General features: G+C 45.3%; 38 protein-coding genes. 1 reads left to right on the forward strand and 37 read right to left on the reverse strand.

The genetic code is table 11. From position 1 onward, the window contains the following. Window positions 1–239: 239 nt before the first annotated feature. From truA to DWZ61_RS05915, 4 genes are all read right to left on the reverse strand, one after another. A complete protein-coding gene (truA, locus tag DWZ61_RS05900; RefSeq protein ID WP_118537776.1) occupies window positions 240–1,019 on the reverse strand; it encodes a tRNA pseudouridine(38-40) synthase TruA in 780 nt (259 codons plus the stop codon). 122 nt (window positions 1,020–1,141) lie between these two features. Continuing rightward, complete coding sequence (locus tag DWZ61_RS05905) at window positions 1,142–1,951, reverse strand: energy-coupling factor transporter transmembrane component T (RefSeq protein WP_118537777.1); 810 nt, start codon at window positions 1,949–1,951, stop codon at window positions 1,142–1,144. A 97-nt stretch (window positions 1,952–2,048) separates the two neighbouring features. Then, window positions 2,049–2,909: an energy-coupling factor transporter ATPase gene (locus tag DWZ61_RS05910; RefSeq protein WP_118537815.1), complete on the reverse strand. Its 861-nt coding sequence runs from the start codon at window positions 2,907–2,909 to the stop codon at window positions 2,049–2,051. Between the two features lie 47 nt (window positions 2,910–2,956). After that, window positions 2,957–3,820: an energy-coupling factor transporter ATPase gene (locus DWZ61_RS05915; protein WP_118537778.1), complete on the reverse strand. Its 864-nt coding sequence runs from the start codon at window positions 3,818–3,820 to the stop codon at window positions 2,957–2,959. Window positions 3,821–4,046: 226 nt separating this feature from the next. On the opposite strand from DWZ61_RS05915, the gene DWZ61_RS05920 reads away from it, so the two are divergent. Then, window positions 4,047–4,988 (forward strand): M15 family metallopeptidase, encoded by a 942-nt coding sequence (locus tag DWZ61_RS05920; RefSeq protein ID WP_243026362.1) that lies wholly within the window; start codon window positions 4,047–4,049, stop codon window positions 4,986–4,988. Between the two features lie 148 nt (window positions 4,989–5,136). Here DWZ61_RS05920 and DWZ61_RS05925 read toward each other — a convergent pair whose 3' ends face one another. From DWZ61_RS05925 to rpsJ, 33 genes are all read right to left on the reverse strand, one after another. Further along, a complete protein-coding gene (locus DWZ61_RS05925; protein ID WP_118537779.1) occupies window positions 5,137–5,742 on the reverse strand; it encodes a L17 family ribosomal protein in 606 nt (201 codons plus the stop codon). 153 nt (window positions 5,743–5,895) lie between these two features. Continuing rightward, window positions 5,896–6,855 (reverse strand): DNA-directed RNA polymerase subunit alpha, encoded by a 960-nt coding sequence (locus DWZ61_RS05930; protein WP_022154287.1) that lies wholly within the window; start codon window positions 6,853–6,855, stop codon window positions 5,896–5,898. A 104-nt stretch (window positions 6,856–6,959) separates the two neighbouring features. Next, window positions 6,960–7,553 carry a 30S ribosomal protein S4 gene (gene rpsD / locus DWZ61_RS05935; protein WP_022154288.1) on the reverse strand — a complete coding sequence of 198 codons (594 nt, stop codon included), beginning with the start codon at window positions 7,551–7,553 and terminating at the stop codon, window positions 6,960–6,962. A gap of 137 nt (window positions 7,554–7,690) precedes the next feature. Continuing rightward, window positions 7,691–8,086 (reverse strand): 30S ribosomal protein S11, encoded by a 396-nt coding sequence (gene rpsK / locus DWZ61_RS05940; RefSeq protein ID WP_022154289.1) that lies wholly within the window; start codon window positions 8,084–8,086, stop codon window positions 7,691–7,693. Window positions 8,087–8,162: 76 nt separating this feature from the next. Then, window positions 8,163–8,534, reverse strand: coding sequence for a 30S ribosomal protein S13 (gene rpsM / locus DWZ61_RS05945; protein ID WP_022154290.1), 372 nt, complete (start codon window positions 8,532–8,534; stop codon window positions 8,163–8,165). A gap of 398 nt (window positions 8,535–8,932) precedes the next feature. After that, window positions 8,933–9,046, reverse strand: a complete 114-nt coding sequence (rpmJ, locus tag DWZ61_RS05950) for a 50S ribosomal protein L36 (RefSeq protein WP_031271335.1) — start codon at window positions 9,044–9,046, stop codon at window positions 8,933–8,935. Window positions 9,047–9,113: 67 nt separating this feature from the next. Further along, entirely contained in the window at window positions 9,114–10,424 is a 1,311-nt protein-coding gene (locus tag DWZ61_RS05955; RefSeq protein ID WP_118537780.1) for a hypothetical protein, read from the reverse strand. 24 nt (window positions 10,425–10,448) lie between these two features. Further along, window positions 10,449–10,667, reverse strand: a complete 219-nt coding sequence (gene infA / locus DWZ61_RS05960; RefSeq protein ID WP_022154292.1) for a translation initiation factor IF-1 — start codon at window positions 10,665–10,667, stop codon at window positions 10,449–10,451. A 48-nt stretch (window positions 10,668–10,715) separates the two neighbouring features. Beyond that, a complete protein-coding gene (locus DWZ61_RS05965; protein ID WP_022312014.1) occupies window positions 10,716–10,988 on the reverse strand; it encodes a hypothetical protein in 273 nt (90 codons plus the stop codon). Window positions 10,989–11,033: 45 nt separating this feature from the next. Next, window positions 11,034–11,786: a type I methionyl aminopeptidase gene (gene map / locus DWZ61_RS05970; protein ID WP_022312015.1), complete on the reverse strand. Its 753-nt coding sequence runs from the start codon at window positions 11,784–11,786 to the stop codon at window positions 11,034–11,036. Window positions 11,787–11,843: 57 nt separating this feature from the next. Then, a complete protein-coding gene (locus DWZ61_RS05975) occupies window positions 11,844–12,485 on the reverse strand; it encodes an adenylate kinase (RefSeq protein ID WP_022312016.1) in 642 nt (213 codons plus the stop codon). Window positions 12,486–12,660: 175 nt separating this feature from the next. Then, a complete protein-coding gene (gene secY, locus DWZ61_RS05980; protein ID WP_117465475.1) occupies window positions 12,661–13,974 on the reverse strand; it encodes a preprotein translocase subunit SecY in 1,314 nt (437 codons plus the stop codon). After that, window positions 13,974–14,414, reverse strand: a complete 441-nt coding sequence (gene rplO, locus DWZ61_RS05985) for a 50S ribosomal protein L15 (protein WP_022154298.1) — start codon at window positions 14,412–14,414, stop codon at window positions 13,974–13,976. The genes secY and rplO overlap by 1 nt, the downstream gene beginning before the upstream one ends. Before the next feature lie 21 nt (window positions 14,415–14,435). Further along, window positions 14,436–14,621 carry a 50S ribosomal protein L30 gene (gene rpmD / locus DWZ61_RS05990; RefSeq protein ID WP_022154299.1) on the reverse strand — a complete coding sequence of 62 codons (186 nt, stop codon included), beginning with the start codon at window positions 14,619–14,621 and terminating at the stop codon, window positions 14,436–14,438. Window positions 14,622–14,669: 48 nt separating this feature from the next. After that, entirely contained in the window at window positions 14,670–15,179 is a 510-nt protein-coding gene (gene rpsE / locus DWZ61_RS05995) for a 30S ribosomal protein S5 (protein ID WP_117465474.1), read from the reverse strand. A gap of 21 nt (window positions 15,180–15,200) precedes the next feature. Next, complete coding sequence (gene rplR, locus DWZ61_RS06000; protein WP_022154301.1) at window positions 15,201–15,569, reverse strand: 50S ribosomal protein L18; 369 nt, start codon at window positions 15,567–15,569, stop codon at window positions 15,201–15,203. A gap of 20 nt (window positions 15,570–15,589) precedes the next feature. Then, a complete protein-coding gene (rplF, locus tag DWZ61_RS06005; RefSeq protein WP_117465473.1) occupies window positions 15,590–16,132 on the reverse strand; it encodes a 50S ribosomal protein L6 in 543 nt (180 codons plus the stop codon). 205 nt (window positions 16,133–16,337) lie between these two features. Beyond that, window positions 16,338–16,739: a 30S ribosomal protein S8 gene (rpsH, locus tag DWZ61_RS06010; protein WP_022154303.1), complete on the reverse strand. Its 402-nt coding sequence runs from the start codon at window positions 16,737–16,739 to the stop codon at window positions 16,338–16,340. Between the two features lie 238 nt (window positions 16,740–16,977). After that, window positions 16,978–17,163 carry a type Z 30S ribosomal protein S14 gene (locus DWZ61_RS06015; protein ID WP_022154304.1) on the reverse strand — a complete coding sequence of 62 codons (186 nt, stop codon included), beginning with the start codon at window positions 17,161–17,163 and terminating at the stop codon, window positions 16,978–16,980. An 18-nt stretch (window positions 17,164–17,181) separates the two neighbouring features. Then, complete coding sequence (gene rplE, locus DWZ61_RS06020; RefSeq protein ID WP_022313402.1) at window positions 17,182–17,721, reverse strand: 50S ribosomal protein L5; 540 nt, start codon at window positions 17,719–17,721, stop codon at window positions 17,182–17,184. Between the two features lie 23 nt (window positions 17,722–17,744). Continuing rightward, window positions 17,745–18,056: a 50S ribosomal protein L24 gene (gene rplX / locus DWZ61_RS06025; protein WP_022154306.1), complete on the reverse strand. Its 312-nt coding sequence runs from the start codon at window positions 18,054–18,056 to the stop codon at window positions 17,745–17,747. 12 nt (window positions 18,057–18,068) lie between these two features. Then, complete coding sequence (gene rplN, locus DWZ61_RS06030) at window positions 18,069–18,437, reverse strand: 50S ribosomal protein L14 (RefSeq protein ID WP_022154307.1); 369 nt, start codon at window positions 18,435–18,437, stop codon at window positions 18,069–18,071. Window positions 18,438–18,495: 58 nt separating this feature from the next. After that, the gene (gene rpsQ, locus DWZ61_RS06035; protein WP_022313401.1) at window positions 18,496–18,750 is read right to left on the reverse strand and encodes a 30S ribosomal protein S17; all 255 of its coding nucleotides are present in this window, start codon (window positions 18,748–18,750) and stop codon (window positions 18,496–18,498) included. A gap of 30 nt (window positions 18,751–18,780) precedes the next feature. Next, window positions 18,781–18,984: a 50S ribosomal protein L29 gene (rpmC, locus tag DWZ61_RS06040; RefSeq protein ID WP_022154309.1), complete on the reverse strand. Its 204-nt coding sequence runs from the start codon at window positions 18,982–18,984 to the stop codon at window positions 18,781–18,783. Then, window positions 18,981–19,412: a 50S ribosomal protein L16 gene (rplP, locus tag DWZ61_RS06045; RefSeq protein ID WP_022154310.1), complete on the reverse strand. Its 432-nt coding sequence runs from the start codon at window positions 19,410–19,412 to the stop codon at window positions 18,981–18,983. Before rplP ends, rpmC begins: the two co-directional genes overlap by 4 nt. Then, entirely contained in the window at window positions 19,412–20,071 is a 660-nt protein-coding gene (gene rpsC, locus DWZ61_RS06050; RefSeq protein ID WP_118537781.1) for a 30S ribosomal protein S3, read from the reverse strand. Before rpsC ends, rplP begins: the two co-directional genes overlap by 1 nt. 22 nt (window positions 20,072–20,093) lie before the next feature. Then, complete coding sequence (gene rplV, locus DWZ61_RS06055; RefSeq protein WP_117465472.1) at window positions 20,094–20,483, reverse strand: 50S ribosomal protein L22; 390 nt, start codon at window positions 20,481–20,483, stop codon at window positions 20,094–20,096. 178 nt (window positions 20,484–20,661) lie between these two features. Further along, window positions 20,662–20,943 carry a 30S ribosomal protein S19 gene (gene rpsS, locus DWZ61_RS06060; protein WP_117465471.1) on the reverse strand — a complete coding sequence of 94 codons (282 nt, stop codon included), beginning with the start codon at window positions 20,941–20,943 and terminating at the stop codon, window positions 20,662–20,664. A 16-nt stretch (window positions 20,944–20,959) separates the two neighbouring features. Next, on the reverse strand, window positions 20,960–21,802 hold the full coding sequence (gene rplB / locus DWZ61_RS06065; RefSeq protein WP_022154314.1) for a 50S ribosomal protein L2: 843 nt from the start codon (window positions 21,800–21,802) through the stop codon (window positions 20,960–20,962). A gap of 79 nt (window positions 21,803–21,881) precedes the next feature. Continuing rightward, window positions 21,882–22,181: a 50S ribosomal protein L23 gene (gene rplW, locus DWZ61_RS06070; protein ID WP_022154315.1), complete on the reverse strand. Its 300-nt coding sequence runs from the start codon at window positions 22,179–22,181 to the stop codon at window positions 21,882–21,884. Then, window positions 22,181–22,801 carry a 50S ribosomal protein L4 gene (gene rplD, locus DWZ61_RS06075; protein ID WP_118537782.1) on the reverse strand — a complete coding sequence of 207 codons (621 nt, stop codon included), beginning with the start codon at window positions 22,799–22,801 and terminating at the stop codon, window positions 22,181–22,183. Before rplD ends, rplW begins: the two co-directional genes overlap by 1 nt. 26 nt (window positions 22,802–22,827) lie before the next feature. Further along, on the reverse strand, window positions 22,828–23,511 hold the full coding sequence (rplC, locus tag DWZ61_RS06080) for a 50S ribosomal protein L3 (protein ID WP_022154515.1): 684 nt from the start codon (window positions 23,509–23,511) through the stop codon (window positions 22,828–22,830). 177 nt (window positions 23,512–23,688) lie between these two features. Beyond that, complete coding sequence (gene rpsJ / locus DWZ61_RS06085) at window positions 23,689–24,006, reverse strand: 30S ribosomal protein S10 (protein WP_117465468.1); 318 nt, start codon at window positions 24,004–24,006, stop codon at window positions 23,689–23,691. Window positions 24,007–24,710: the final 704 nt, after the last annotated feature.

A 24,710-nucleotide genomic window follows, 5' to 3' on the forward strand; every position in this document is an offset into this window, starting at 1 on the left:
TTTCAGTGTTCCGGTCTGATAGTAATCTGCAGATGTCCGGCTACATTTTACTTCTTCCCAAAACGGTTGAATACTTTATTTCAATGCTTCGTCGGGGCTTTGACTCAGCATATTGAAACACTGTCACAGTCATATATTATATGGCACCAGGCAATTAGTGTCAAGATAATTTTAAAACTTTTTACAGTTCAGCCGTAAAACGTAACAATGCGGCTTTGCAGATGACGCATGCTGAACTGTCACAGAAACTCGTATTTCATCAGCGTCAGTCCATGGGCCGGTGCGGTAGGTCCCGCTGCACTGCGGTCTTTTGCCTCGAGGATCGTGAAAATATCCATGGGATCCCGCTTGCCCTGTCCGATATCTAACAGGGTTCCGGCAATGATCCTCACCATATTATATAAGAAGCCATTACCACAGACCCGGATCACCAGATCATTTTCTCCCTGCTCTTCCACTTCCACGGAATAGATGGTGCGTACGCTGGATTCCACCTGGGCACCGGTCTGGCAGAAGCTTTTGAAATCATGTTCTCCCTCCAGATAAGCCGCAGCTTCCTGCATCCGGTTCACATCCAGTTCATAATAAGTAAACAGCGAATACAGACGTTTCACCGGCATGGGGAACTGTGCCCGGTAGATCCGGTATTCATAGGTCTTGCGGCTGTCGCATCTGCGGGGATGCCAGTCATCCGGCACCTGTTCGGACTTTTGTATCCGGATATCCTCCGGAAGTCTCTGGTTCAGCGCATAAGAAATTTTCTCCGCAGGCATCCGGCTGGTCGTGTCAAACACAGCGATATTCCCCAGTGCATGCACACCGGAATCTGTCCGGCTGGCACCGATGACCTCAACAGGCTCCCGCAGCAGATCGGTCAGACACCGGTTCAGTTCGCTTTCGATGGTGATCCCGTTATTCTGGATCTGCCAGCCGTGATAATTCGTACCGTCGTAGGCCACGGTCAGGCGGACACGCTTTTTTTCTTTTTCCGGCTGCTTTGACAGCTGTTCTATTATCATTTCCGATTCCACTGTATTTCACCCGCTTTCTCTCCTGCCACCTGTCTTAGGTTCCCCGGCATTCTTTCCTGTATTTGACGAGATACTATCTGCTATGGGCATTATTGTTTTGCAGTAAAAATTTACGGTAAAAACGGTAGCCTTCCTACCACAATGCTGATCACCATATATGCTGCAATACAGCCGTAAGCAATGTAATCTCTCTTATGATAGATCAGCGGCTTCATCTTCGTCCTGCCCTCTCCGCCGCGATAGCATCTGGCCTCCATTGCCATGGCAAGGTCGTTGGCTCTGCGGAACGCGGAGATAAACAGCGGTACTAAAAGGGGCACCATTGCCTTGGCACGTTTGAATATATTGCCGCTCTCGAAATCCGCACCTCTGGCGATCTGCGCTTTCATGATCTTATCCGTTTCTTCTAATAATATAGGAATAAAACGAAGTGCAATGGACATCATCATGGCCACTTCATGTACGGGCACCTTGAATACTTTTAAGGGTCCCATCATTTTCTCCATACCGTCCGTCAGATTGTTCGGTGTGGTAGTCAGCGTCATCACAGAGGATCCAATGATCAGCAGCGTCAGGCGGATTGCCATGGAAATGGCCATCTTCAGACCTTCCTGCGTAATGGTCAGCTTCCAGATCGTGAATAACGGTGTGCCCGGTGTCAGAAAGAGATTGAACACCACTGTGATCAGCATGAGCATAACAATGGTCTTCATTCCCTTTACCATGAATTTAAAAGGTACCTTCGACAGACGGATCACTAATCCCAGGAAAAGTGCCGCAATCACATACCCTGCATAATTTTTGAAAAAGAACAGGGAAATGATAAATAAAACGGTACCTCCCAGCTTTACCCGGGGATCCATCTTATGAATCAATGATTCCGTCTGATAATATTGTCCTAATGTAATATCTCTAAGCATATTGCTCCTCACCAGAGTTTCTGCCCGGCTCCTGTCGGGTCAGAACTCGTATCTTCTCTCTGCTCATGCTGCAATTTGAGCATTGCAGTTCAAATCATTACTTCTGATTGTTCTGTTTCCAGACTCTTGCAATTTCTTCCGCAGCCTCTTCGATCGTTGTGGCATCTACATCCACATCCGCTCCCCGTGCTTTCAGCTCATGCATGATATAGGTGACCTGCGGTGCTGCCAGTCCTACTTCTTCCAATTCTTTGTAATGTTTGAACACTTCTCTCGGGGTATCGTCATACATGACGCTTCCCTTGTTCATCACAATAATACGGTCTACGTATTCCGCCACATCCTCCATACTGTGGGATACCAGCAGAATCGTAAGTCCTGTCTCGGTCTGCAGCTTTTTGATCTGCTGTAAGATCTCATCTCTTCCCTTGGGATCCAGCCCGGCAGTGGGTTCATCCAGGATCAGCACTTCCGGCTTCATTGCCAGTACTCCGGCGATCGCCACACGACGCTTCTGTCCACCGGACAGTTCAAAGGGTGACTGATAGAAAAGCTCGTCCGGCAGTCCTACTTTTTTCAGAGCATCGTATGCACGAAGCTCCACTTCTTTTTTATCCAGTCCCAGATTCTTCGGTCCGAAACAAACATCGCTGAATACATCGATCTCAAACAGCTGATGCTCCGGATACTGGAACACCAGCCCTACCTTGCTGCGGAGCTTTTTCATATCATAATCCTTGTCGTAGATATCTTCTCCGTTAAAATAGATATGTCCGTCGGTAGCACGGATCAATCCGTTCATATGCTGCATCAGCGTGGACTTACCGGAGCCGGTATGCCCAATGATACCGATGAACTGTCCATCCGGTATCTTCAGGCAGACATCGTTCAGGGCATGAACTGCCAGCGGTGTATCTGCACCGTATACATAATTCACATGATCTAATATGATAGACATTTTTTCGATCCTTTCCCGGGTACTTTCATTCGCTGCCATCCCCGCCACTATTTCCTGTCGGTTTTTCCATAGCCCAGTGCATTGACCAGCTCTTCTCTTGTCAATATGCCATCCGGCAGCGGAATTCCGCGTTTCTGCAATTCATACGATAACAGCGTTACCTGCGGCACATCCAGCCGTAGCTTTTTCAGCTGCTCCACCTGTGAAAAGATTTCCCGGGGGGTACCCTGCATGGCAATTTTTCCCTCATCCATGACAAATACCTTGTCCGCATGAATGATCTCTTCCATATAATGAGTGATCAGGATCAGCGTAACACCTTCCACCTGATTCAATCCACGGACTGCACGGATGACTTCCTTACGTCCACTGGGATCCAGCATGGCAGTCGGCTCATCCAATACGATGCATTTGGGATGCATGGCCAGTACTCCGGCAATAGACACTCTCTGCTTCTGCCCACCGGACAGCTTATTCGGGGAATACTTTCGATATTCGTACATGCCTACCGCACGTAAGCTCTCTTCCACACGCTGCCAGATCTCCTCCGTGGGGATCCCCATGTTCTCCGGACCAAATCCCACATCTTCTTCCACTACCTGTCCTATGATCTGGTTATCCGGATTCTGAAACACCATGCCGGCTGTCTGACGGACCTTCCAGATGTTGTCCTCATCCTTCGTGTCCATACCATCGACCCAGAGTGTTCCCTCTGTCGGATTTAAGATGGCATTCATATGCTTTGCCAGCGTAGACTTGCCGGAACCGTTATGTCCGAGGATGGCTATGAACTGTCCCTGCTCTATATCAAGAGAAACATCATTCACTGCTCTTGTGATTCCTTCCACATTTCCCTCTTCATCCCGACGAATATATTCATATACAACATTATCTGCTTTAATGATCTTCATAAATAATCTCCATTCCATATTCGCTTAGTGCCGGAGAATCTGCTATCTTCTGCATTTGCAAGATATCGCTCCTATTTTACTAGATTATGCACAGATTTACAACACCTAACGGGGAACTGACCCGACTTTTTCAAAATCTCTTGTACTGCTTTCCAAAAACCTTTATAGTTATGCTTGTATCTTGCTACTGCAGATAATTTCAGAAAATAAAACGAGGAGGTATTCTATGAATCCGATCGATCGCAATAAAATATGGAAGATGGTTGGTATCCTTGCGCTCATCACTGTCGTGGCCGGAGGACTGCTAAGGGTATCCCAACACAATTCCTACACTCTGGGGGATTATGCGGTGGACAATCCTTCCCTGGCTTATCAGACGGCAGAGCCGTCACCTACCCCAGCGCCTACACCAGTTGTCGACAATTCCAATGAAAATGCGACAGAAAACTTGCAGGAAGGATCTTCCATGGCAGAAACTACTGTTTTGACCGGTTATTCCCTGAATGGAGAGCTATTGAGCGACCAGCGGACCACGCTGTCCGACGGCTTCTATTATGAGCCGTTATCCGAAAAATTACAGAGATACATAACAGGTGTTTCTTATCCAGCCACTGTGGATAACTCTGATAGTTCTTCGGAAACACTGTTGAAATCTGTCGAAATCAGCTATGACGATCTGCGCTATGTACATATAAGGCATTATAATTTTGAAGGAAATCCTGCAGAAGGGGAATTAATCTGTAACAAGGCGATCGCGCAGGACCTGACAGAGATCTTCTACGAGCTGTATTGTAATGAATATCAGCTGGAAAAGGTACTTTTGATCGATGAATATGATGGGGATGACCTCGCATCCATGGAGGATAACAATACCTCCTGCTTCAATTACCGCCCGGTGGAAGGAACTTCCTCCCTGTCCAAGCATGCATTAGGGCTGGCGATCGATATCAATCCCTTTTATAATCCTTATATTACTTACAATAAGGATGGCAGCGAAAAGGTATCTCCTGCAAACGCTTCCGCCTATGCAGACAGAACCTCTTCCTTCCCCTACAAAATTGACGAAAACGATCTGTGCTATCAGTTATTTAAGGAACATGGTTTCACCTGGGGAGGTCACTGGAACTCCTGCAAGGATTATCAGCATTTTCAGAAGGTAGTGGAGTAAGCCGCTTGTAAGCAATCATTTTCCTGTAATAATCGAGTAGACTGTCTCCTACTCGATTTGTATACTTTGAATACACAAAAAGCGCCTCCGGAAATAAACCAACTTATTTCCGAAAGCGCTATTTTTATGTCTGCTTATAAGTTATGGATTAAACTAACTCCAGAACAACAGTCATAGCTGCGTCACCCTTACGCTGACCGATCTTAACGATTCTGGTGTAACCACCCTTACGGGTAGCATACTTGGGAGCATACTCATCGAAGAGCTTTGCAACCAGGTCAACTTCCTTGGTGTTCTTTTTCTTGCCTGCTACATCAGCGGGAACCTCAACTACAGGGTTCAGAACCTTCAGCATCTGACGACGTGCATGAGATCTGGTAGGCAGATCCTTCTTGATCTCCTTCTCAACTTCGTCGTATACAGTAACGGTAACACCGTTCTCGATCTTAACCAGCTTGCCATCCTTATCGCGATGGGACTCAGCCAGGACCTTACCGGTCTCCTTGTCAACGATCTGCTTTACGCGCTTGCCGTCCTTGTCCTTGCGGGCAACCTTGGTGGTAACTTTAACAGTTTCGAAGTTATCCTTCTCTTTTACTGCCAGAGCGATCAGTCCATCAACGATCTTCTGTACTTCCTTAGCCTTAGCTTCGGTGGTAACGATCTTGCCGTTGTTGATCACTGCAGTTACCTGATTTCTTAATAATGCCTTTCTCTGTGCAGATGTTCTGCCGAGTTTTCTGTACTTTGCCATGATAATTTTCCTTTCTCCATTCATGGTACATCCGGCCATGCACTTTGGACTTACTTACCGAATGCGTTGTTTTTTGCCATTTAGAGATAAACCGCATCCGAACACTTTGGGCTTACCGGATACGGAAATCTAACTTTTTATGTTCAGCTGAAATTAGTTCTCATCGCTGGGGTTCAGCTGTAATCCCAGCTCTTTCAGTTTAGCCAGAACTTCTTCCAAAGATTTACGTCCGAGGTTACGAACCTTCATCATATCTTCTGAAGTCTTATTGGTTAACTCTTCTACAGTATTGATACCTGCTCTCTTCAAGCAGTTGTAAGAACGAACGGAAAGCTCCAGCTCGTCAATACTCATCTCCAGAACCTTTTCCTTCTCGTCATCTTCCTTCTCTACCATAACCTCAGCGGTCTTAGCATTTTCGGAAAGGTCGATGAACAGGTTCAGATGCTCGCTGAGCACCTTGGCTGCCAGGCTGACTGCCTCATCGGGAGCCAGGGTTCCGTTGGTGTATACATCCAATGTAAGCTTGTCGAAATCAGTACTCTGACCTACACGGGTATTTTCTACCGTAACGTTAACTCTCTCTACAGGTGTATAGATAGAATCAATGGCAATTACGCCGATTGGTAAATCTTCGTGTTTGTTCTTGTCGGCACTTACGTAGCCGCGGCCTCTTGTAATAGTTAACTCCATGTAAAGTTTGGTATCTTTACCGCTCAGAGTAGCGATTACAAGGTCGGGGTTCAGAATTTCAATATCCTGGTCACACTGGATATCAGAAGCTCTTACAACACCTTCGCCTTCAAACTCGATATATGCAGTCTTAGCCTCATTGGTCTCGCTGTTGTTCTTGATTGCAAGGCTCTTGATGTTCATGATGATCTCAGATACATCTTCCTTTACGCCGGGAATAGAACTGAACTCATGAAGAACACCTTCAATTTTGATCTGGCTCACTGCAGCACCGGGCAGGGAAGACAGCATGATTCTTCTCAGGGAGTTACCCAGAGTAATACCATAGCCTCTTTCCAGGGGTTTTACTACGAATTTACCATACTTTTTGTCTTCTGAAATCTCGCTAACCTCAATATTAGGTCTTTCAAAATCAAACACTGCCAATACCCTCCTTTGCGAACTTTATATGTTGACATGTTCTTACGAACAATATCCCATGGAATAATATTCCACAGGAAATGTTCATTGGGGTTACATAAAACTTACTTGGAGTACAACTCGACGATAAGCATCTCGTCAACAGGAACATCGATCATCTCTCTGGTAGGCAGATTCTTGATGGTTCCCTTAAAGTTCTCAACATCAGCATCGATCCATTCGGGTACTAATCTTCCAGCAGTAACATCAAGGATATCCTTGTATCTCTGCATGGACTTAGCGCTCTCCTTGATCTCGATAACATCGCCAGCCTTGATCAGGTAAGAAGGAATGTTTACACACTTACCGTTTACAAGTACATGCTTGTGGTCAACGATCTGTCTTGCTTCTCTTCTGGTTCTTGCAAAACCCATTCTGAACACTACATTGTCCAGTCTGCTCTCTAACAGGGTCATCAGGTTCTCACCGGTCATGCCCTTCATTCTATCAGCCTTCTCATAGTAGTTACGGAAAGGCTTCTCCAGAACGCCATAGATGAACTTAGCCTTCTGCTTTTCTCTTAACTGAAGTCCGTACTCAGATACCTTTTTGCCTGCTCTTGCAGAGGTTCTGTTAGACTTCTTGTCATAGCCCAGGTAAGAAGGCTCAAGGCCAAGGGCTCTACATCTTTTCAGTACAGGTACGCGATTTACTGCCATTTTTTTATTTTCCCTTCTTTATACTTCGGAAGTGACTTCCGAGGGTTGTTTACAGTGCCGCAATGCGGCACTTTCATCCAACTTGTTCTAATGTTACTTCATTAAAATTAATTGTTTCGTCTTCTGACGATTTCTCACTAAACGCGACGACGCTTAGGCGGACGGCATCCATTGTGAGGTACAGGAGTTACATCACAAATGCTTAAGACATCCAGTCCACTTGCAGACAGAGCTCTGATTGCTGCTTCACGTCCTGAACCAGGACCCTTTACGAATACGTCAACGGACTTTAATCCGTGAACAAGAGCAGCCTTTGTTGCTGTTTCAGCAGCCATCTGTGCAGCATATGGAGTAGATTTCTTTGAACCTCTAAAACCAAGACCACCGGCACTTGCCCAGCTAAGAGCATTACCTTCAGCATCTGTTAACGTTACGATTGTATTGTTAAAAGAAGACTGAATATGTGCCTGTCCGCGTTCAACGTTTTTTCTTACACGCTTTTTTGTTACTTTCTTTGCAACTTTTTTAGCCATTTTAAACTAACCTACTTTCTCATTTCCTGGGGATGCTTACATTTGCTTCCCTCTCACAGTTACATTTTGATCTCAATTACTTCTTCTTATTTGCCACCGTGCGCTTAGGTCCCTTACGAGTTCTTGCGTTGGTCTTAGTCTTCTGACCACGAACAGGAAGTCCTTTACGATGACGAATACCACGATAGCAGCCGATTTCCTGAAGTCTCTTGATATTCAGAGCGATTTCTCTTCTCAGATCACCTTCTACCATAACGCCAAGCTTTTCGATAGCTTCACTGATCTTCTTTACCTCATCATCGGTAATATCTCTCACTCTGGTATCAGGATTTACACCTGCTTCTGCTAACAGCTTGTCAGCAGTAGGTCTGCCTATTCCATAGATATAGGTCAAACCGATCTCAATTCGTTTTTCTCTAGGTAAGTCTACACCTGCGATACGAGCCATTTACGTTTCCTCCATTTTCCTGCGTAATCTCTTACGCTTTGCGCAACATTTCTGCGCTCACAACTTTCGTTGTGCGTGCGTACGTTTGGTCTGTTAGTTGTACGCTCAATAGTTACTAATTGATTGGGGCTCTCACCCAATCGGACACGATCCGATCTTTCCACGATTAAAACTTTGCTACACCACCGAAAAAACGCTTGCGTTTTTTCCGGTGAAACATAGTATTTCTTAAATTGCGTACTTTGCAATTTTAGAAATTCTTTTCACCGTGGTATCAACAAGTAATCTCCCGTAAGCTCTATCCAAATCTATTATGAAAATTGATGATTATCAATTCAGCCGCACATAATAACCGGACAAGAACTCACATACCTGATCAAATGACGATCAAGCGGTGATTATCCCTGTCTCTGTTTGTGCTTCGGATTCTCACAGATTACTCTGATGCGTCCTTTTCTCTTGATGATTTTGCACTTTTCGCAAATCGGTTTTACTGATGATCTAACTTTCATGTTAAACCCTCCTTTCAAAAAAGACCGTCTTACATTATAGCATGACGGTCTTTCCTTTGCAAGCGTATTATTGCGCTTTTTTTAATATTTTTTGACTTTTTTGTTGTTTTTTTGCCTGCTTTACATTCAAAACGATAAAAGTGATAGCCGCAGCCGCTGCAACACTTAAAATTCGGAAGGTAAATCTCGCATGCAATGCTGAATGATGTTGTACTGCAATGATCCAGACGAAGGGAATTGCAGCTGTGAGTACTACGGGAACCAGCTGTGCAAATATTTCCTTCCATTTGCCCGTGACGATTATCATCACAAGCATTCCTATCGCTATCGCTGCCAGCACTCCTGCAGCAATTCCAATATAGGCCGGATATTCCTGAAGATTCAGTCCGATGACATAGAACCCCCCGTTCATCCGGGGTCTGCCGCCAATAGCTTCGGTACGGCCGATAATGGACCAGATAGCATCCTTGATCGTACCGGTATGTAATGTCAGATCTGCAATGACCCATTTTGCTGCCCACATTCCGGCATAACCGATTGCCCAGCTTACACTGAAGCCGGTCAGTCTTTTGATATTATTCCACAGGCGATCCCTCTCTAATAAGAAGTAACAGCACAGAGGAATTCCCAAAGTAACGATGGGATACGTCAGAAAATCAAAATAAGACGTCAGAATTCCCACGATCAGGAAGAATTCCGGATATTGTCCTTTTTCGTGCAGTCTGTCATGATGTAACAGCATGTATTCCACCGCCAGAAGCGTCAAGATCCAGCACACTGACATGGTCAGTGATACAAGAACCAGCACCGGCTTCATAAACAGGAAACTTCCCAGAGTCACGACCGCAACACCTGCATTTTGCTTTTGGATTGCCGTAACCAGCACCCAGATCATAAGCGCGATCTGCACCGCCAGCTCCAGCCATACCACGTGCTGCCAGGAAAATAACAGTAAGAGCGGCTTTAAATATAAAAGATAGCCGTGCCAGTATCTCGCATAAATGTGGAGATACATGTTATTGACGTTCTCATGGGATTCACAGAAGGATTTGAGAGAATCCTCCGGTGTCCATACATCCTCTTCCAGATCATAGTGGTACATCCACATAGCGTGTTCGTAGGCATTTTTGTCCGGCAATCTCTCTATGGCATTCTGCACCATAATAGCATCGGTGTAGGTCTCTCTGTTTTTCCACAGGTACTGCGAAAATGCATCTTCCGGTATCTCGTCTCCGGTCTTCAGCATATCCCCGACACTTTTCTCCACATTCTTTCTCATAGGTCCTACCGGAAGCAAGAATACCAGTACTAACAGTATCGTTCCCACTACCGCACTGACCGCCAGAATGGCAGCAAAGTTACGTATTTTTTTAGCCATAGCTATTTTCTCTCCAGATGGTATTTACTTATCTCTCCAGATGATACGTCCCTTGCTCAGATCGTAGGGAGACAGTTCCAGTGTTACCTTATCTCCGGGAAGGATACGGATGAAGTTCTGACGAAGCTTACCACTGATGGTAGCCAGTACTCTGTGTCCGTTTTCCAGTTCTACACGGAACATGGTATTGGGAAGCTTCTCCACAACGGTTCCTTCGATTTCGATTACATCACTTTTAGACATAAATTTCCTCCATAGCTTTCTACTCTTTACTACTTTTACTGCTTTATATTACTTATTACACAGATACGCTTCCAGGGTCTTACAGATTCGTCTGTTGATCTCGTCTTTCTCCCCCGGAAGGTTCTGTTGCATGCTTTGTATCAACGCATCCTCTGCCGAAGAATGTATGATCTGGATATGTTTTTTCTTTTTCTTCTTCGGATGTTCCACACCGCGCAGCCTTCCGTCACACAGATAGACCCATTCTTCCTCTTCACCGACGATCATGTACAGTCTGTCCTTATCGTGTCCGGCCTTTGAAGTTGCAAATTCTCCTAACATATCAAAATCTTACCTTTCTTCTCCGGGTCTGCCGTTACCCGTTCCTTAATACATGGTCAGGATCTCCGGCTCACCGTCTGTGATCAGGATGGTATTCTCATAATGTGCAGACAGGGATCCATCCTCGGTAACTACAGTCCAATCATCGTCCAGCCATGCCACATCCGGTCTTCCGATATTGATCATGGGCTCGATTGCCAGCGTCATACCGGCCTGAAGCTTCAGTCCACGTCTATGCTGTGCGAAGTTGGGGATCTGGGGATCCTCATGTAAGCTGGTACCAATGCCGTGACCTACCAGATCTCTTACGATTCCGTAGCCAAAAGGCCTGATATAGGCATCAATGGCATTGGAGATATCATACAGATGATTGCCTGCCTTTGCCATCTCTATTCCTGCAAAAAAGCTTCCTTTGGTCCTCTCCATCAGAAGTCTTGCTTCCTCGCTTACCTGCCCTACCGGGAAAGTACGTGCCATATCGGAATGGTATCCTTTATAAATCAGTCCTGCATCCAGACTTACAATATCACCTTCGTGAAGAATATGATCCTTGTGAGGTATACCATGTACGACTTCATCATTCACGGATACACAGATAGATGCCGGATATCCGTTGTAATTTAAGAAGTTGGGAATGCAGCCATGGGCACGGATCAGTTTCTCTCCCAGGTTATTGATATCCAGAGTGGATACCCCGGGGTGTACTGCCTTCTCCATCTCGCTGAATACATCCGCCAGAATCTTACAAGATTCTCTCATCAACTCAATTTCACGCTGTGATTTGATAGTTACTGCCATTTTATTCACCTTTCTGTTCCGGACCTTACTGCTGCTGATCAGTGATCCGGACTTTTCCTAGCCAAGAATTGCTACGATATCTGCGAATACTTCCTTCATATCCTTGGTGCCGTCTACGGTCTTTAATACATTTTTCTTGGTATAGAATTCGATCAGAGGCTGGGTCTGGTCATGATAAACTTTCAGACGGTTCAGTACGGTCTCAGGCTTATCATCGTCACGCAGTACCAGTTCCTGTCCGCACTTGTCACAGATGCCTTCCTTCTTGGGAGGAATATGCTCAATGTGATAGGTTGCGCCGCAGGACAGGCATGCACGTCTGCCGGACATTCTCTTCACGATATTCTCATCGGGAACATTTACATCGATTGCAAAATCAATGGCATCTCCCAGCTCAGTCAGTGCCTTATCCAGTACTTCTGCCTGAGGAATGGTTCTGGGGAATCCATCCAGTACATAACCGTTCTTGCAATCATCCTGTGCTACTCTGTCTAAGAGGATCTTAACAGTCAGTTCATCGGGAACCAGCTGTCCCTGATCCATGTATTTCTTTGCTTCCATACCAAGTTCGGTTCCGTTCTTGATATTTGCACGGAAAATATCGCCTGTGGATACATGAGGGATTCCGTACTTTTCAGCGATCATCTTTGCCTGGGTACCTTTACCTGCGCCGGGTGCGCCTAACATGATAATTTTCATCTTTGCTCCTATCTGCCTGTTGCTACAGGCTCTGCTCTTTCTATAGATAAGCTACAAATACAGTCCAACATTTACATTTTAACTTTTATGCGGCTTTTTTGCAATACATTTTCCTATAATACAATAATGCAAAAATAACCGGATGATTACAAACCATCCGGTTACTGTTATGCTACTAATCTTCCAGGAATCCCTTGTAGTTGCGAACGAGCATCTGAGATTCTACCTGCTTCATGGTCTCCAGTACTACGCTTACGATAATGATCAGGCTGGTACCGCCGAAGGATACACTTGCGCCGAACACACCGTTAAAGAAATACGGGATCACAGATACAATGATCAGGCCAATCGCACCGATGAATACGATATAATTCAGAATCTTGTTCAGATAATCACTGGTAGGCTTACCAGGTCTGATACCGGGGATGAAACCACCCTGCTTCTTCATGTTATCGGCAATCATCAAAGGATTAAATGTAATGGATGTATAGAAGTATGCAAAAAATACAATCAATACAATGTACAGCAAAAGTCCCAGGGAATAAATCGGCTGACTGGGTTTGCACCAGTAACCGGAATTCAGACCTTTCAGGATCTCTGCCCATACGCCGGTTCCGTTATATCCGATAAAGGAACAGATAATAATGGGGAACTGCATAATGGACTGTGCAAAAATGATGGGAATAACGCCGGAAGTATTTACTTTCAACGGAATATTGGAAGTCTGTCCGCCGACCATCTTTCTGCCCTGCATTTTCTTGGCATACTGTACCGGAATCTTGCGCACACCATCATTTAAGATGATAACCAGTACCACCATGGCAATAATAATTGCGAAGATGATAACTACTGCAAGGATTGCGGTTGCCGGAGCTTTTCCGAATACGAACTGCTCAAACAGGTTGCTCAGGTCTTGAGGCAGTCGGGAAATGATGTTGATCACCAGTACGATGGAAATACCATTTCCGATACCTTTTTCTGTGATTCGTTCACCCACCCACATCAGGAAAGCACTACCAGCGGTAAGTGCTGTGATCGTGGTAATTACATTCAGAGCGTTGAACTCGATCAAGTAGCCCTGTCTGCCAAAACCGATTGCCATTGCTGTGGACTGGATCAGTGCAAGCGCTACGGTAACGTATCTGGTGATGGCAACCATTTTTTTACGGCCGTCTTCACCGTCACGCTGCATTTCTTCCAGCTTTGGAATAGCAATTGTAAGCAGCTGCATGATAATGGAAGATGTAATATAAGGGTTGATGTTCAATGCCAGAATAGACATGTTCAGGAAAGAACCGCCCGTAATGGCATCAAAGAAACTGAACGCACCGCCTGTCTGCTGGGCAAACCATTGAGAAAAGAACTTCGTGTCCACCCCGGGTACGGGAAGCTGTGATCCGATACGGATCACAACTAACATTCCCAGTGTAAAAAGAATCTTCTGTCTGATTTCTTTGATTTTAAATGCGTTTTTCAGTGTTGTAAGCATTACATCACCTCAGCAGTTCCACCAAGAGCCTCGATCTTTTCTTTTGCGGATGCGCTGAAAGCATCTACCTTTACATCAAGCTTTTTGGTAAGTTCTCCGTTTCCAAGGATCTTAACTCCATCTCTGGGGTTCTTAATGATTCCTGCTTCAACCAATGCGTTTACATCAACGGTAGCACCGTTGTCAAAGCACTCCAGAGCACTTACATTGATAGCAACGATTTCCTTAGTGTTTCTGTTAGTGAAACCTCTCTTAGGAATACGTCTGTATAAAGGCATCTGACCACCTTCGAAACCAGGTCTGGGAGCTCCGGAACGAGCCTTCTGTCCCTTATGACCCTTACCTGCGGTCTTGCCATTTCCTGAACCGTGTCCACGGCCTCTTCTAAAATTATCACTGTGTTTGGAACCTTCTGCAGGTCTTAAATTGGATAATTCCATTCCTAACACCTCCTTATCTGATTATGCTTCTTCTACCTTGATCAAATGATTCACCTGACGGATCTGTCCTCTTGTTGCATCATTATCAGGCAGTACTACGGACTTACCGATCTTACGCAGTCCCATAGACTCCACGATTGCTTTATTCTTCGGCACAGCGCCGATGGTGGACTTTACCAGGGTGATCTTTAACTTCTTGTCTGCCATACTCTACTCCTTTCTGTTGGCCCTGTCAACTTAACGGGAAGATCCGGCTTACGCCAGAACTTCCTCAACAGACTTTCCACGATTCTTTGCTACTTCTTCGGGAGCCTTGATCTGGCTTAAACCGGAGATGGTTGCAAGAACAACGTTCTGCTTATTGTTGGAGCCAAGAGACTTGGTACGGATATTCTTGATACCTGCAAGCTCACAAACGACACGAGCGGGACCACCAGCGATGATACCGGTACCTTCGGGAGCCTTCTTCAGTAAAACGTTAGCAGAACCATACTTACCGATGAAATCATGGGTGATGGAATTGTTCTCATCCAGATTGATCTCAACAATATGCTTTACAGCGTCTTCCTTACCCTTACGGATAGCTTCGGGAATTTCTACAGCCTTTCCCAGACCAGCGCCTACATGGCCGTTGCCGTCACCAACAACTACCAGCGCGGTGAATCTCATGTTACGACCACCCTTAACGGTCTTGGTTACACGCTTGATGGTAACAACTTTATCATTTAACTCTAACTGGCTTGCATCTATGATTGTGTGTTTCATGGTGTATTCCTCTTTCCTTTCCTAGAATTCCAGGCCAGCTTCTCTGGCTGCATCGGCTAAAGCTGCTACTTTACCCTGATAAATGAAACCGCCACGGTCGAAAACAACTTCTTTGATACCTTTTTCGATTGCTCTCTTTGCGATAACAGTTCCAAGATATGCTGCTGCATCAACGTTATTGGTCTTCTCCAGCTCTGCCTTGATCTCTTTCTCAAGAGTGGATGCAGATACTAAAGTGTTACCAACTGTATCGTCGATAATTTGAGCATACATATGATTATTGCTTCTGAACACTGCAAGACGAGGTCTTTCAGCAGTGCCGCTGAAGCGGTTACGAATTTTCATGTGCTTTTTTGCACGTACTAACTGTCTGGACTCTTTACTAACCATCTTCATACTCTCCTTATCTATTATTTCTTACCAGTCTTACCAACTTTACGTCTGATGGTCTCATCGGCATACTTGATACCCTTGCCCTTATAAGGCTCAGGTCTTCTCTTGTCGCGGATCTCAGCAGCGTACTGGCCAACTTTTTCTTTGTCGATACCCTTAACGATGATCACGTTCTGGCCTTCAACTACAGCTTCAATGCCTTCGGGATCGATCATCTCTACGGGATGAGAGTAACCAAGGTTCAGGGTCAGCTTCTTGCCGGACTTAGCAGCTCTGTAACCAACACCATTTACTTCCAGCTTCTTCTCGAAACCTTCGGTAACACCTACTACCATGTTGTGGATCAAAGTTCTGGTCAGACCGTGAAGAGACTTCATCTTCTTCAGATCGTTGGGTCTGCTTACGAGAACTTCTGCTCCTTCTACTTTAATATCCATCTCAGAGGGTAATACTCTTACCAGAGTACCCTTGGGACCTTTCACAGTCACTTTGTTATTTTCTGCAACTTCTACAGTTACACCTGCAGGAATTGCGATTGGCATTCTACCTATTCTGGACATGCCCGTACCTCCTAATTTACTAACTTACAACAGTTGCTAAAATCTTTTCATCCCACGGAGAATTTTCCGCAAGCGTAAAATTCTCTTAGAGACGAAACTTAGAATTTCTTTTCGTTTCCGGAGAATTCCGCAGGAATTCTCTTAGGGATGAAACATAGATTTTGTTAGTCAGCGTATTTTGCTGACTTAGAAAATCTTTTCATCCTTACCAAACGAATGCTAATACTTCGCCGCCAACCTGAAGCTCACGAGCCTTCTTGTCGGTGATAACACCCTGGTTGGTAGAGATAATAGCAATACCCAGACCGCCAAGAACCTTAGGCAGATCTTCCTTGCCAGCGTATACACGTAAGCCGGGCTTAGAGATTCTCTTGATGCCGGAGATGATCTTCTCGTTCTTGTCTGCGCCGTACTTCAGAGTGATGTGGATGGTCTTGAAACCACCGTCTTCAACGATGTCGTACTTCTTAATATATCCCTCGTCCAGCAGAATCTGTGCGATAGCCAGCTTCATCTTGGAAGAAGGTACGTCTACGGTGTCGTGTTTTGCAGTATTTGCATTACGGATTCTTGTAAGCATATCTGCGATAGGATCGCTCATTGTCATGATTTAGTTTCCTCCTTATTATTTGACTTGAATCATGCTAAGTACATACACTTTGTATATACCATCTATATTATAAGATAATTCTTATAACCAAAACTTTTAGAAATTCTTACTCGACGCCTTTCGACGCCTTAGAATTTCTTTTCGTCTCGGAGAATTCCGCCAGGAATTCTCTTGGGAGTGAAATATAGATTTTGTTAGCCAGCGTATTTTGCTGGCTTAGAAAATCTTTTCGCTCTTACCAAGATGCCTTCTTAACTCCGGGAATCTCGCCCTTGTATGCCAGTTCACGGAAGCAAACACGGCAAATTCCGTATTTTCTCAGTACAGAGTGGGGACGACCACAAATCTTGCAGCGGGTATAAGCCTGAGTAGAGAACTTAGGTTTGCGCTGCTGTTTAATCTTCATTGATGTCTTTGCCATCAGAATTTACCTCCTTGATTACTTTGCGAAAGGCATGTTGAACAGTCTCAGCAGCTCACGTGCCTCTTCGTCGGTCTTAGCAGTTGTTACGAAAATGATATCCATACCTCTGGTCTTGTCAATCTTATCGTACTCGATCTCAGGGAAGATGAACTGCTCTTTGATACCGAGTGCATAGTTACCTCTGCCGTCGAATGCGTTAGGGTTAACGCCTCTGAAGTCACGGACACGAGGAAGAGCGAGGTTAACCAGACGATCCAGGAACTCATACATCTTCTCACCACGCAGAGTGGTCTTACATCCGATGGGCATGCCCTCACGGATCTTGAAGTTTGCTACGGAATTCTTAGCCTTGGTCAGAACTGCCTTCTGTCCGGTGATAGCTTCCATATCAGCAACTGCATTCTCAAGGATCTTAGCGTTTTCTTTTGCTTCACCAACACCCATGTTGATAACGATCTTGTCGAGCTTGGGAACTTCCATTACATTAGCGTAACCGAACTTCTTGGTCATAGCATCGACGATCTCATTGTTATATAAATCTTTCAGTCTGCTCACTTATATTTCCTCCTTCCTATTGATTAGTCAATCACTTCGCCTGTTGACTTTGCGAAACGTACTTTCTTGCCGTCTTCAACCTTGAAGCCAACTCTTGTGGTCTTGCCTTTTACAACAAGCATAACGTTTGAAATATCAATAGGAGCTTCTTTCTCAACAATACCGCCATTGGGGTTTGCCTGAGAAGGCTTTGCATGCTTTGTGATCTTGTTAACGCCCTCAACCAGGACTTTATGATTCTTTACGTCTACAGAGAGAACCTTGCCCTCTGTACCTAAGTCTTTACCAGCGATAACCTTAACGGTGTCGCCCTTCTTAATTTTCATTGTAGACATGTGGCAACCTCCTTATAATACTTCGGGAGCCAGGGAAACAATTTTCATGAACTGTTTCTCACGAAGCTCTCTTGCAACCGGCCCAAAGATACGGGTTCCTCTGGGAGTCTTGTCATCTTTGATGATAACTGCAGCGTTCTCATCAAACTTGATGTAAGAACCGTCTTTACGACGAGCGCCCTTTACGGAACGAACTACAACTGCCTTTACTACATCACCTTTTTTTACAACGCCACCTGGTGTTGCATCTTTAACGGAAGCAACAATCACGTCGCCGATCTGTGCATATCTTCTGGTAGAACCGCCCATAACACGAATGCAAAGTAACTCTTTTGCGCCGGTGTTATCAGCAACTTTCAGTCTACTTTCCTGCTGAACCATGTTATTCCTCCTTCACCGCTTCCGCGGTTTCTTACAAACTTAATATTCGCGTGCTAATTTATTTAGCTCTTTCTACGATCTCAACAAGTCTCCATCTCTTGTCCTTGGACAGGGGTCTTGTCTCCATAACTTTTACGATATCGCCAATGTTGCACTCGTTATTCTCGTCATGCGCCTTCAGCTTGTAGGTGTCCTTTACGATCTTTTTGTAAAGGGGATGCTTAACATGCTCTTCGATTGCAACTACAATAGTTTTATCCATCTTATTACTGATAACCTTACCAGTACGTGTTTTTCTCAAATTTCTTTCCACGGTTTGATCTCCTTTCTACGCACCCACGCGTTACGCTCTAGCCTTCTCGGTGATAACAGTCTGAATACGTGCAATGTTTCTTCTAACTTCTTTGATTCTTGCAGTATTATCTAACTGATTGGTTGCGTTCTGGAATCTCAAATTGAAAAGTTCTTTTTTAGCAGCTACCAGCTCCTGTGCCAGTTCTGCATCGGACTTTGTCTTCAATTCTTCTACAAATTTATTTGATTTCATTCTGTCACACCGCCTTCCACATCTGCCTTAGCAATGATCTTACACTTACAAGGGAGCTTGTGCATAGCAAGACGTAATGCTTCACGAGCGTCCTCTTCGGGAACACCAGCGATCTCGAACATTACACGTCCGGGCTTAACAACTGCTACCCAGCAATCTACAGCGCCTTTACCGGAACCCATACGAGTACCGAGAGGCTTTACAGTTACGGGCTTATCGGGGAAAATCTTAATCCATACTTTACCGGTACGCTTGGTATAACGGGTAAGCGCAATACGGGCTGCCTCAATCTGATTAGACTTGATCCAGCAGGGTTCTGTAGCAACCAGACCAAATTCGCCATATGCCAGGGTGTTACCTCTGGAAGCTTTTCCGGCCATGGATCCACGGAACTGTTTACGACGTTTTACTCTCTTCGGCATTAACATTATTTATCGCTCCCTTCCATCTGATTTCCTTTTGTAGGAAGTATCTCGCCTTTATAAATCCAAACTTTAACTCCAACTTTACCATAGGTGGTGTTTGCTTCAGCAAAACCATAATCGATATCTGCTCTCAGTGTCTGCAGAGGAATGGTTCCCTCGCTGTAGAACTCAGCACGAGCGATATCAGCACCGCCCAGACGACCAGAACAGCAGGTCTTGATACCCATAGCACCAGACTTCATGGTTCTGCCCATGCAGGACTTCATTGCACGTCTGAAGGATACACGGTTCTCCAGCTGCTGAGCGATGTTCTCAGCTACCAGCTGTGCATCTCTGTCAGGTCTCTTGATCTCTTTAATGTCAACCATAACCTTCTTATCGGTTAACTTGGCGAGCTCTTTCTTGGTTACTTCGATCTCAGCGCCGCCCTTACCGATTACAACACCGGGCTTAGCAGTATAGATGATAACCTTTACTCTGTCAGATGCTCTTTCGATCTCGATCTTGGAAACACCTGCACTGTATAATTTCTTCTTCAGGAACTTTCTGATGTTGTAGTCTTCTACCAGATAATCGGAAAACTCTGCATCAGCGTACCACTTGGAATCCCAATCTTTAATAACACCGACTCTCAGGCCGTGAGGATTAACTTTCTGTCCCATAAACTTTTAATAGCTCCTTTCCCTACTTCTTCTCATCAAGAACGATGGTAATGTGGCTCATTCTCTTTTCGATTCTATAAGCTCTACCCTGTGCTCTGGGCTTTACTCTCTTCATGGTAGGTCCTTTGTTTGCAAAGCACTCTGCAACATAAAGGTTCTCGGTATTCATACCGTTATTGTTCTCAGCGTTAGCGATTGCTGACTCAAGCAGCTTCTTGATCAGGCTGGAAGCATATCTGGGATTGTACTCCAGAATACCAAGTGCAGTCTGTACATCTTTGCCTCTGATGGCATCTAATACGAAACAAGCCTTCTGAACAGATACTCTTGCGTAAGACAGCTTAGCTGAAGGTCTTGTATCTTTCTGAGCGTTTCTTTCTCTCTTAATTTGGGATCTATGTCCTTTAGCCATAGATTTGGTCCTCCTTTCAAACTGAAACCGCGCAACGCACCCGTGTGTTTCCTAAGTGCTGCGCACAAAAATATCCCGTCTTCTTTCCTCTTTCGAGGGAAGACCCTCGGGAGAGCGCATAGCTCTCCCAGCCATCTATAAAAGATAGCATATTTTTAGCTCCAGGTCAATAATAAAATTATCTAACCTTGGATTTCTTCTCGTCCTTGCCGTGACCTCTGAAGGTTCTGGTTGCTACGAACTCACCGAGCTTGTGGCCAACCATATCCTCAGTAACGTATACGGGAACATGCTTTCTACCATCATGAACAGCAATCGTATGTCCTACGAAGGAAGGGAAAATTGTAGAACGACGGGACCAGGTCTTAATAACCTGCTTCTGTCCTGATGCATTTAAAGCGTCGACTTTCTTTAACAGGCTTGCGTCTGCGAAAGGTCCTTTTTTCAGTGATCTAGCCATGATCTTTCCTCCTTAACTATTTGATTGCTCTGCCGTCACGTCTTCTTACGATCAGCTTGTTGGAAGCCTTCTTAGATTTACGTGTCTTCAGACCAAGAGCAGGTTTACCCCAAGGTGTGCTGGGGCCGGGACGACCGATACCGGTCTTACCTTCACCACCACCATGAGGATGGTCGTTGGGGTTCATGACGGAACCACGTACGGTGGGACGGATGCCCATGTGACGCTTACGTCCGGCTTTACCGATCTTAACCAGGCTATGATCAACGTTACCTACAACACCAACAGTTGCACGGCAAACCAGGGGAACCATTCTCATCTCACCGGAGGGAAGACGAAGAGTAGCGTACTTACCTTCTTTTGCCATCAGCTGTGCGCTGTTACCGGCGGAACGAACCAGCTGGCCGCCCTTACCGGGATATAACTCAATGTTGTGTACCTGAGTACCTACAGGGATCTCGGACAGAGGTAAGCAGTTACCTACTCTGACCTCGGCCTCTGCACCGTTCATAACCTTCATTCCGTCGGTCAGACCTTCGGGAGCGAGGATATAGGACTTGGTACCGTCTTCGTAGCAGATCAGCGCGATGTTTGCTGTTCTGTTAGGATCGTACTCGATACCGATTACGGTTGCAGGGATGCCATCCTTGTATCTCTTGAAATCAATTACTCTGTATTTTCTTCTGGAACCGCCGCCGCGATGTCTCACAGTGATCTTACCCTGATTGTTGCGGCCGGAGTTCTTCTTCAGTGAAACACACAGGCTCTTCTCGGGAGAGGTCTTGGTGATCTCAGAGAAGTCAGAACCAGTCATGTTTCTTCTGGAAGGTGTATAGGGGTTGTATGTCTTAATTCCCATTACTGTATCTCCTTTACGATGATTTTTTGCGCGAGCACTTAAGTGCCGCATACTTGAATCTTAAGCAGTAGCTTTATTCTTACAGACCTGCGAAGATCTCGATCTCTTTGCTATCTGCAGTTAACTGAACAATTGCCTTCTTGGTCTTGGCAGTCTTGCCGGTAACCATTCCGCGTCTCTTGTTCTTGCCATCCATATTGATGGTGTTAACACTCTTAACCTTGGTACCTTCGAACATCTTCTCAACAGCCTCTTTGATCTGAGACTTGTTAGCTTCGGTGTGAACGAGGAAGGTGTACTTCTTCTCGCCCATGCCGGCCATGCTCTTCTCGGTAATAACGGGTTTGAGGATTACATCATAGTATTTAATATCAGCCATTATGCGTATACCTCCTCAATCTTTGCAACAGCAGCCTTGGTCAGGACAACTGTCTTAGCCTTCATTACGTCGTAAACGTTGATGGTATTTACCAGAGTGGTATCTACATCAGCTACGTTTCTAGCGGACATAACTACGTTAGTATCGTTATCAGCGATCACTACCAGTCCCTTTTCTACCTTTAAGTTATTCATAACGTTGGTGAAGTTCTTGGTCTTGATCTCGTCGAATTTCAGCTCATCAACTACGATCAGGCTGCTTCCCTGAACCTTGCTGGTCAGTGCAGACTTCAGAGCTGCTCTCTTCTCTTTCTTGTTAAGCTTGAAAGAGTAATCTCTGGGAACGGGAGCGAATACTACGCCGCCGCCTGCCCACTGGGGAGATCTGGTTGAACCCTGTCTTGCATGACCGGTTCCCTTCTGTCTCCAGGGTTTTCTTCCGCCACCGGATACCTCAGAACGGGTCTTTGCTTTCTGAGTTCCCTGACGATTATTTGCAAGCTGCTGTACAACTGCCATGTGTACCAGGTGCTCGTTCACTTCAACACCAAACACTGCATCGTTTAATTCGATTGTACCAACTTCTTTGCCTTCCATATTGTAAACAGATACGTTTGCCATCTGATTGGTCCTCCTTTCGTCCTAAACTATGCCTCAACCTTAACGGTCTCTTTGATGGTTACTAAAGCTTTCTTAGGTCCGGGTACTGCACCCTTTACCAGAAGCAGATTCTTCTCAGCATCTACTCTTACGACCTCAAGATTCTGAACAGTTACCTTTACACAACCCATATGTCCAGGCATTCCCTTGCCCTTGAATACACGGCTAGGGGAGGAACATGCACCATTGGAACCCTGATGACGATGGAACTTGGAACCATGAGCCATAGGTCCTCTGTGCTGTCCAAATCTCTTGATTGCGCCCTGGAAGCCCTTACCTTTGGAGATTGCGGAAGCGTCTACCTTATCGCCTGCAGCGAAGATGTCAGCTTTGATCTCTGCACCAAGGGTGTACTCCTCAGCGTTCTCAAACTTGAACTCTCTTACATATCTCTTGGAGCTTACGCCAGCCTTCTTGAAGTGGCCCTGCTCTGCTTTGTTAACACCATGTCTGTGTACGATCTGCTTTTTGCCGCTGGCATCCTTGTTAACAACCTTATCCTTCTTGTCAACGAAGCCTACCTGTACAGCACTGTAGCCATCATTCTCCACGGTCTTTACCTGCGTAACCACGCAGGGACCAGCCTGAAGCACGGTTACGGGAACGAGCACGCCATCTTCATTGAAGATCTGAGTCATTCCAACTTTTGTTGTCAAAATTGCTTTCTTCATTTTTACCTCCTGTGTTCTACATAGCGGACCAAAGTGTTTCTTGCAAAACCCAAAGTGTTTCTGCGAAACACTTAGAAATACGCTTCGCGCATTTCCCTGGCGATTGTTCATCGCACTGTGTTCTTACGTCTAAGTAGAGGTTTTGTTGTTTTGGCTTTACTTTGAAAAACTTACTTATTAGTTGTTCTTCATCTTGATGTCGATGTAAACACCAGCAGGCATTTCCAGTCTCTGAAGAGCATCAACAGTCTTCTGAGTGGGAGCCATGATGTCGATCAGTCTCTTGTGAGTTCTCTGCTCGAACTGTTCTCTGGAGTCCTTGTACTTGTGTACTGCTCTCAGAATGGTAACAACTTCCTTCTTGGTAGGAAGAGGTACGGGACCGCTCACCTGAGCTCCGGTCTTCTTAACAGTTTCGATGATTTTTTTGGCAGATGCATCAACAAGCTGATGTTCATAAGCTTTCAATGTAATTCTCATTACCTGATTTGCCATAAAAAAAGTCGCCTCCTTTTCGCACTTTTGTAAGTAGATACTTACTTTTTGTACGGACAAGCGGTGACTGTACACTTTCCCGTGTGTGTCTGCGACCTTTGTGCAACGCTTTCTTCTCTCCGGTCATAAACTTACACGTTGTTACTGCTCAAGGCAGATGTTAATTGGTACAGTGACTTGCCGTCAGTTTTCTAACTTGACATTCGCTCCACGGAAAACCCGATCTCCATTACTGGGAACCGGCAACCTCACGTTTCACAGCTATCATGCCACAGCAAGGATTAGTATACATTGAATTTACGGGCATTGCAAGACTTTTTTTCAAAAAATTGTATTTTTTTAGATACAATTCTTTTTTTCTGTTTTGCACAGGTTCGCCACTGTATTTTTGTGAGTTTCTTCTTATATAATATAGCCCAGTATAATATTGCCCAATATTTTTTATGGCAAATGAAACCGTTCCCCCTTGGATGCTCTCAGTTGCCGTCGGGCTTATCCTGACAAAATCTCTTGCTGCGCCCCGCTGGTCCGATATCGTCGGGGCTTATCCTGGCAAAATCTCTTGCTGCGCCCCGCTGTTCTGATATCGCCGGGGCTTATCCTGGCAAAATCTCTTTCTGCGCCCCGCTGGTCCGAGATCCCCGGGGCTTATTCTGACAAAATCTCTTTCTAAGCCCCGCTAGTCCGAGATCCCCGGGGCTTAT

The organism is Clostridium sp. AF34-10BH, assembly GCF_003478095.1.
GTDB classification, from domain to species: Bacteria; Bacillota; Clostridia; order Lachnospirales; family Lachnospiraceae; genus Acetatifactor; species Acetatifactor acetigignens.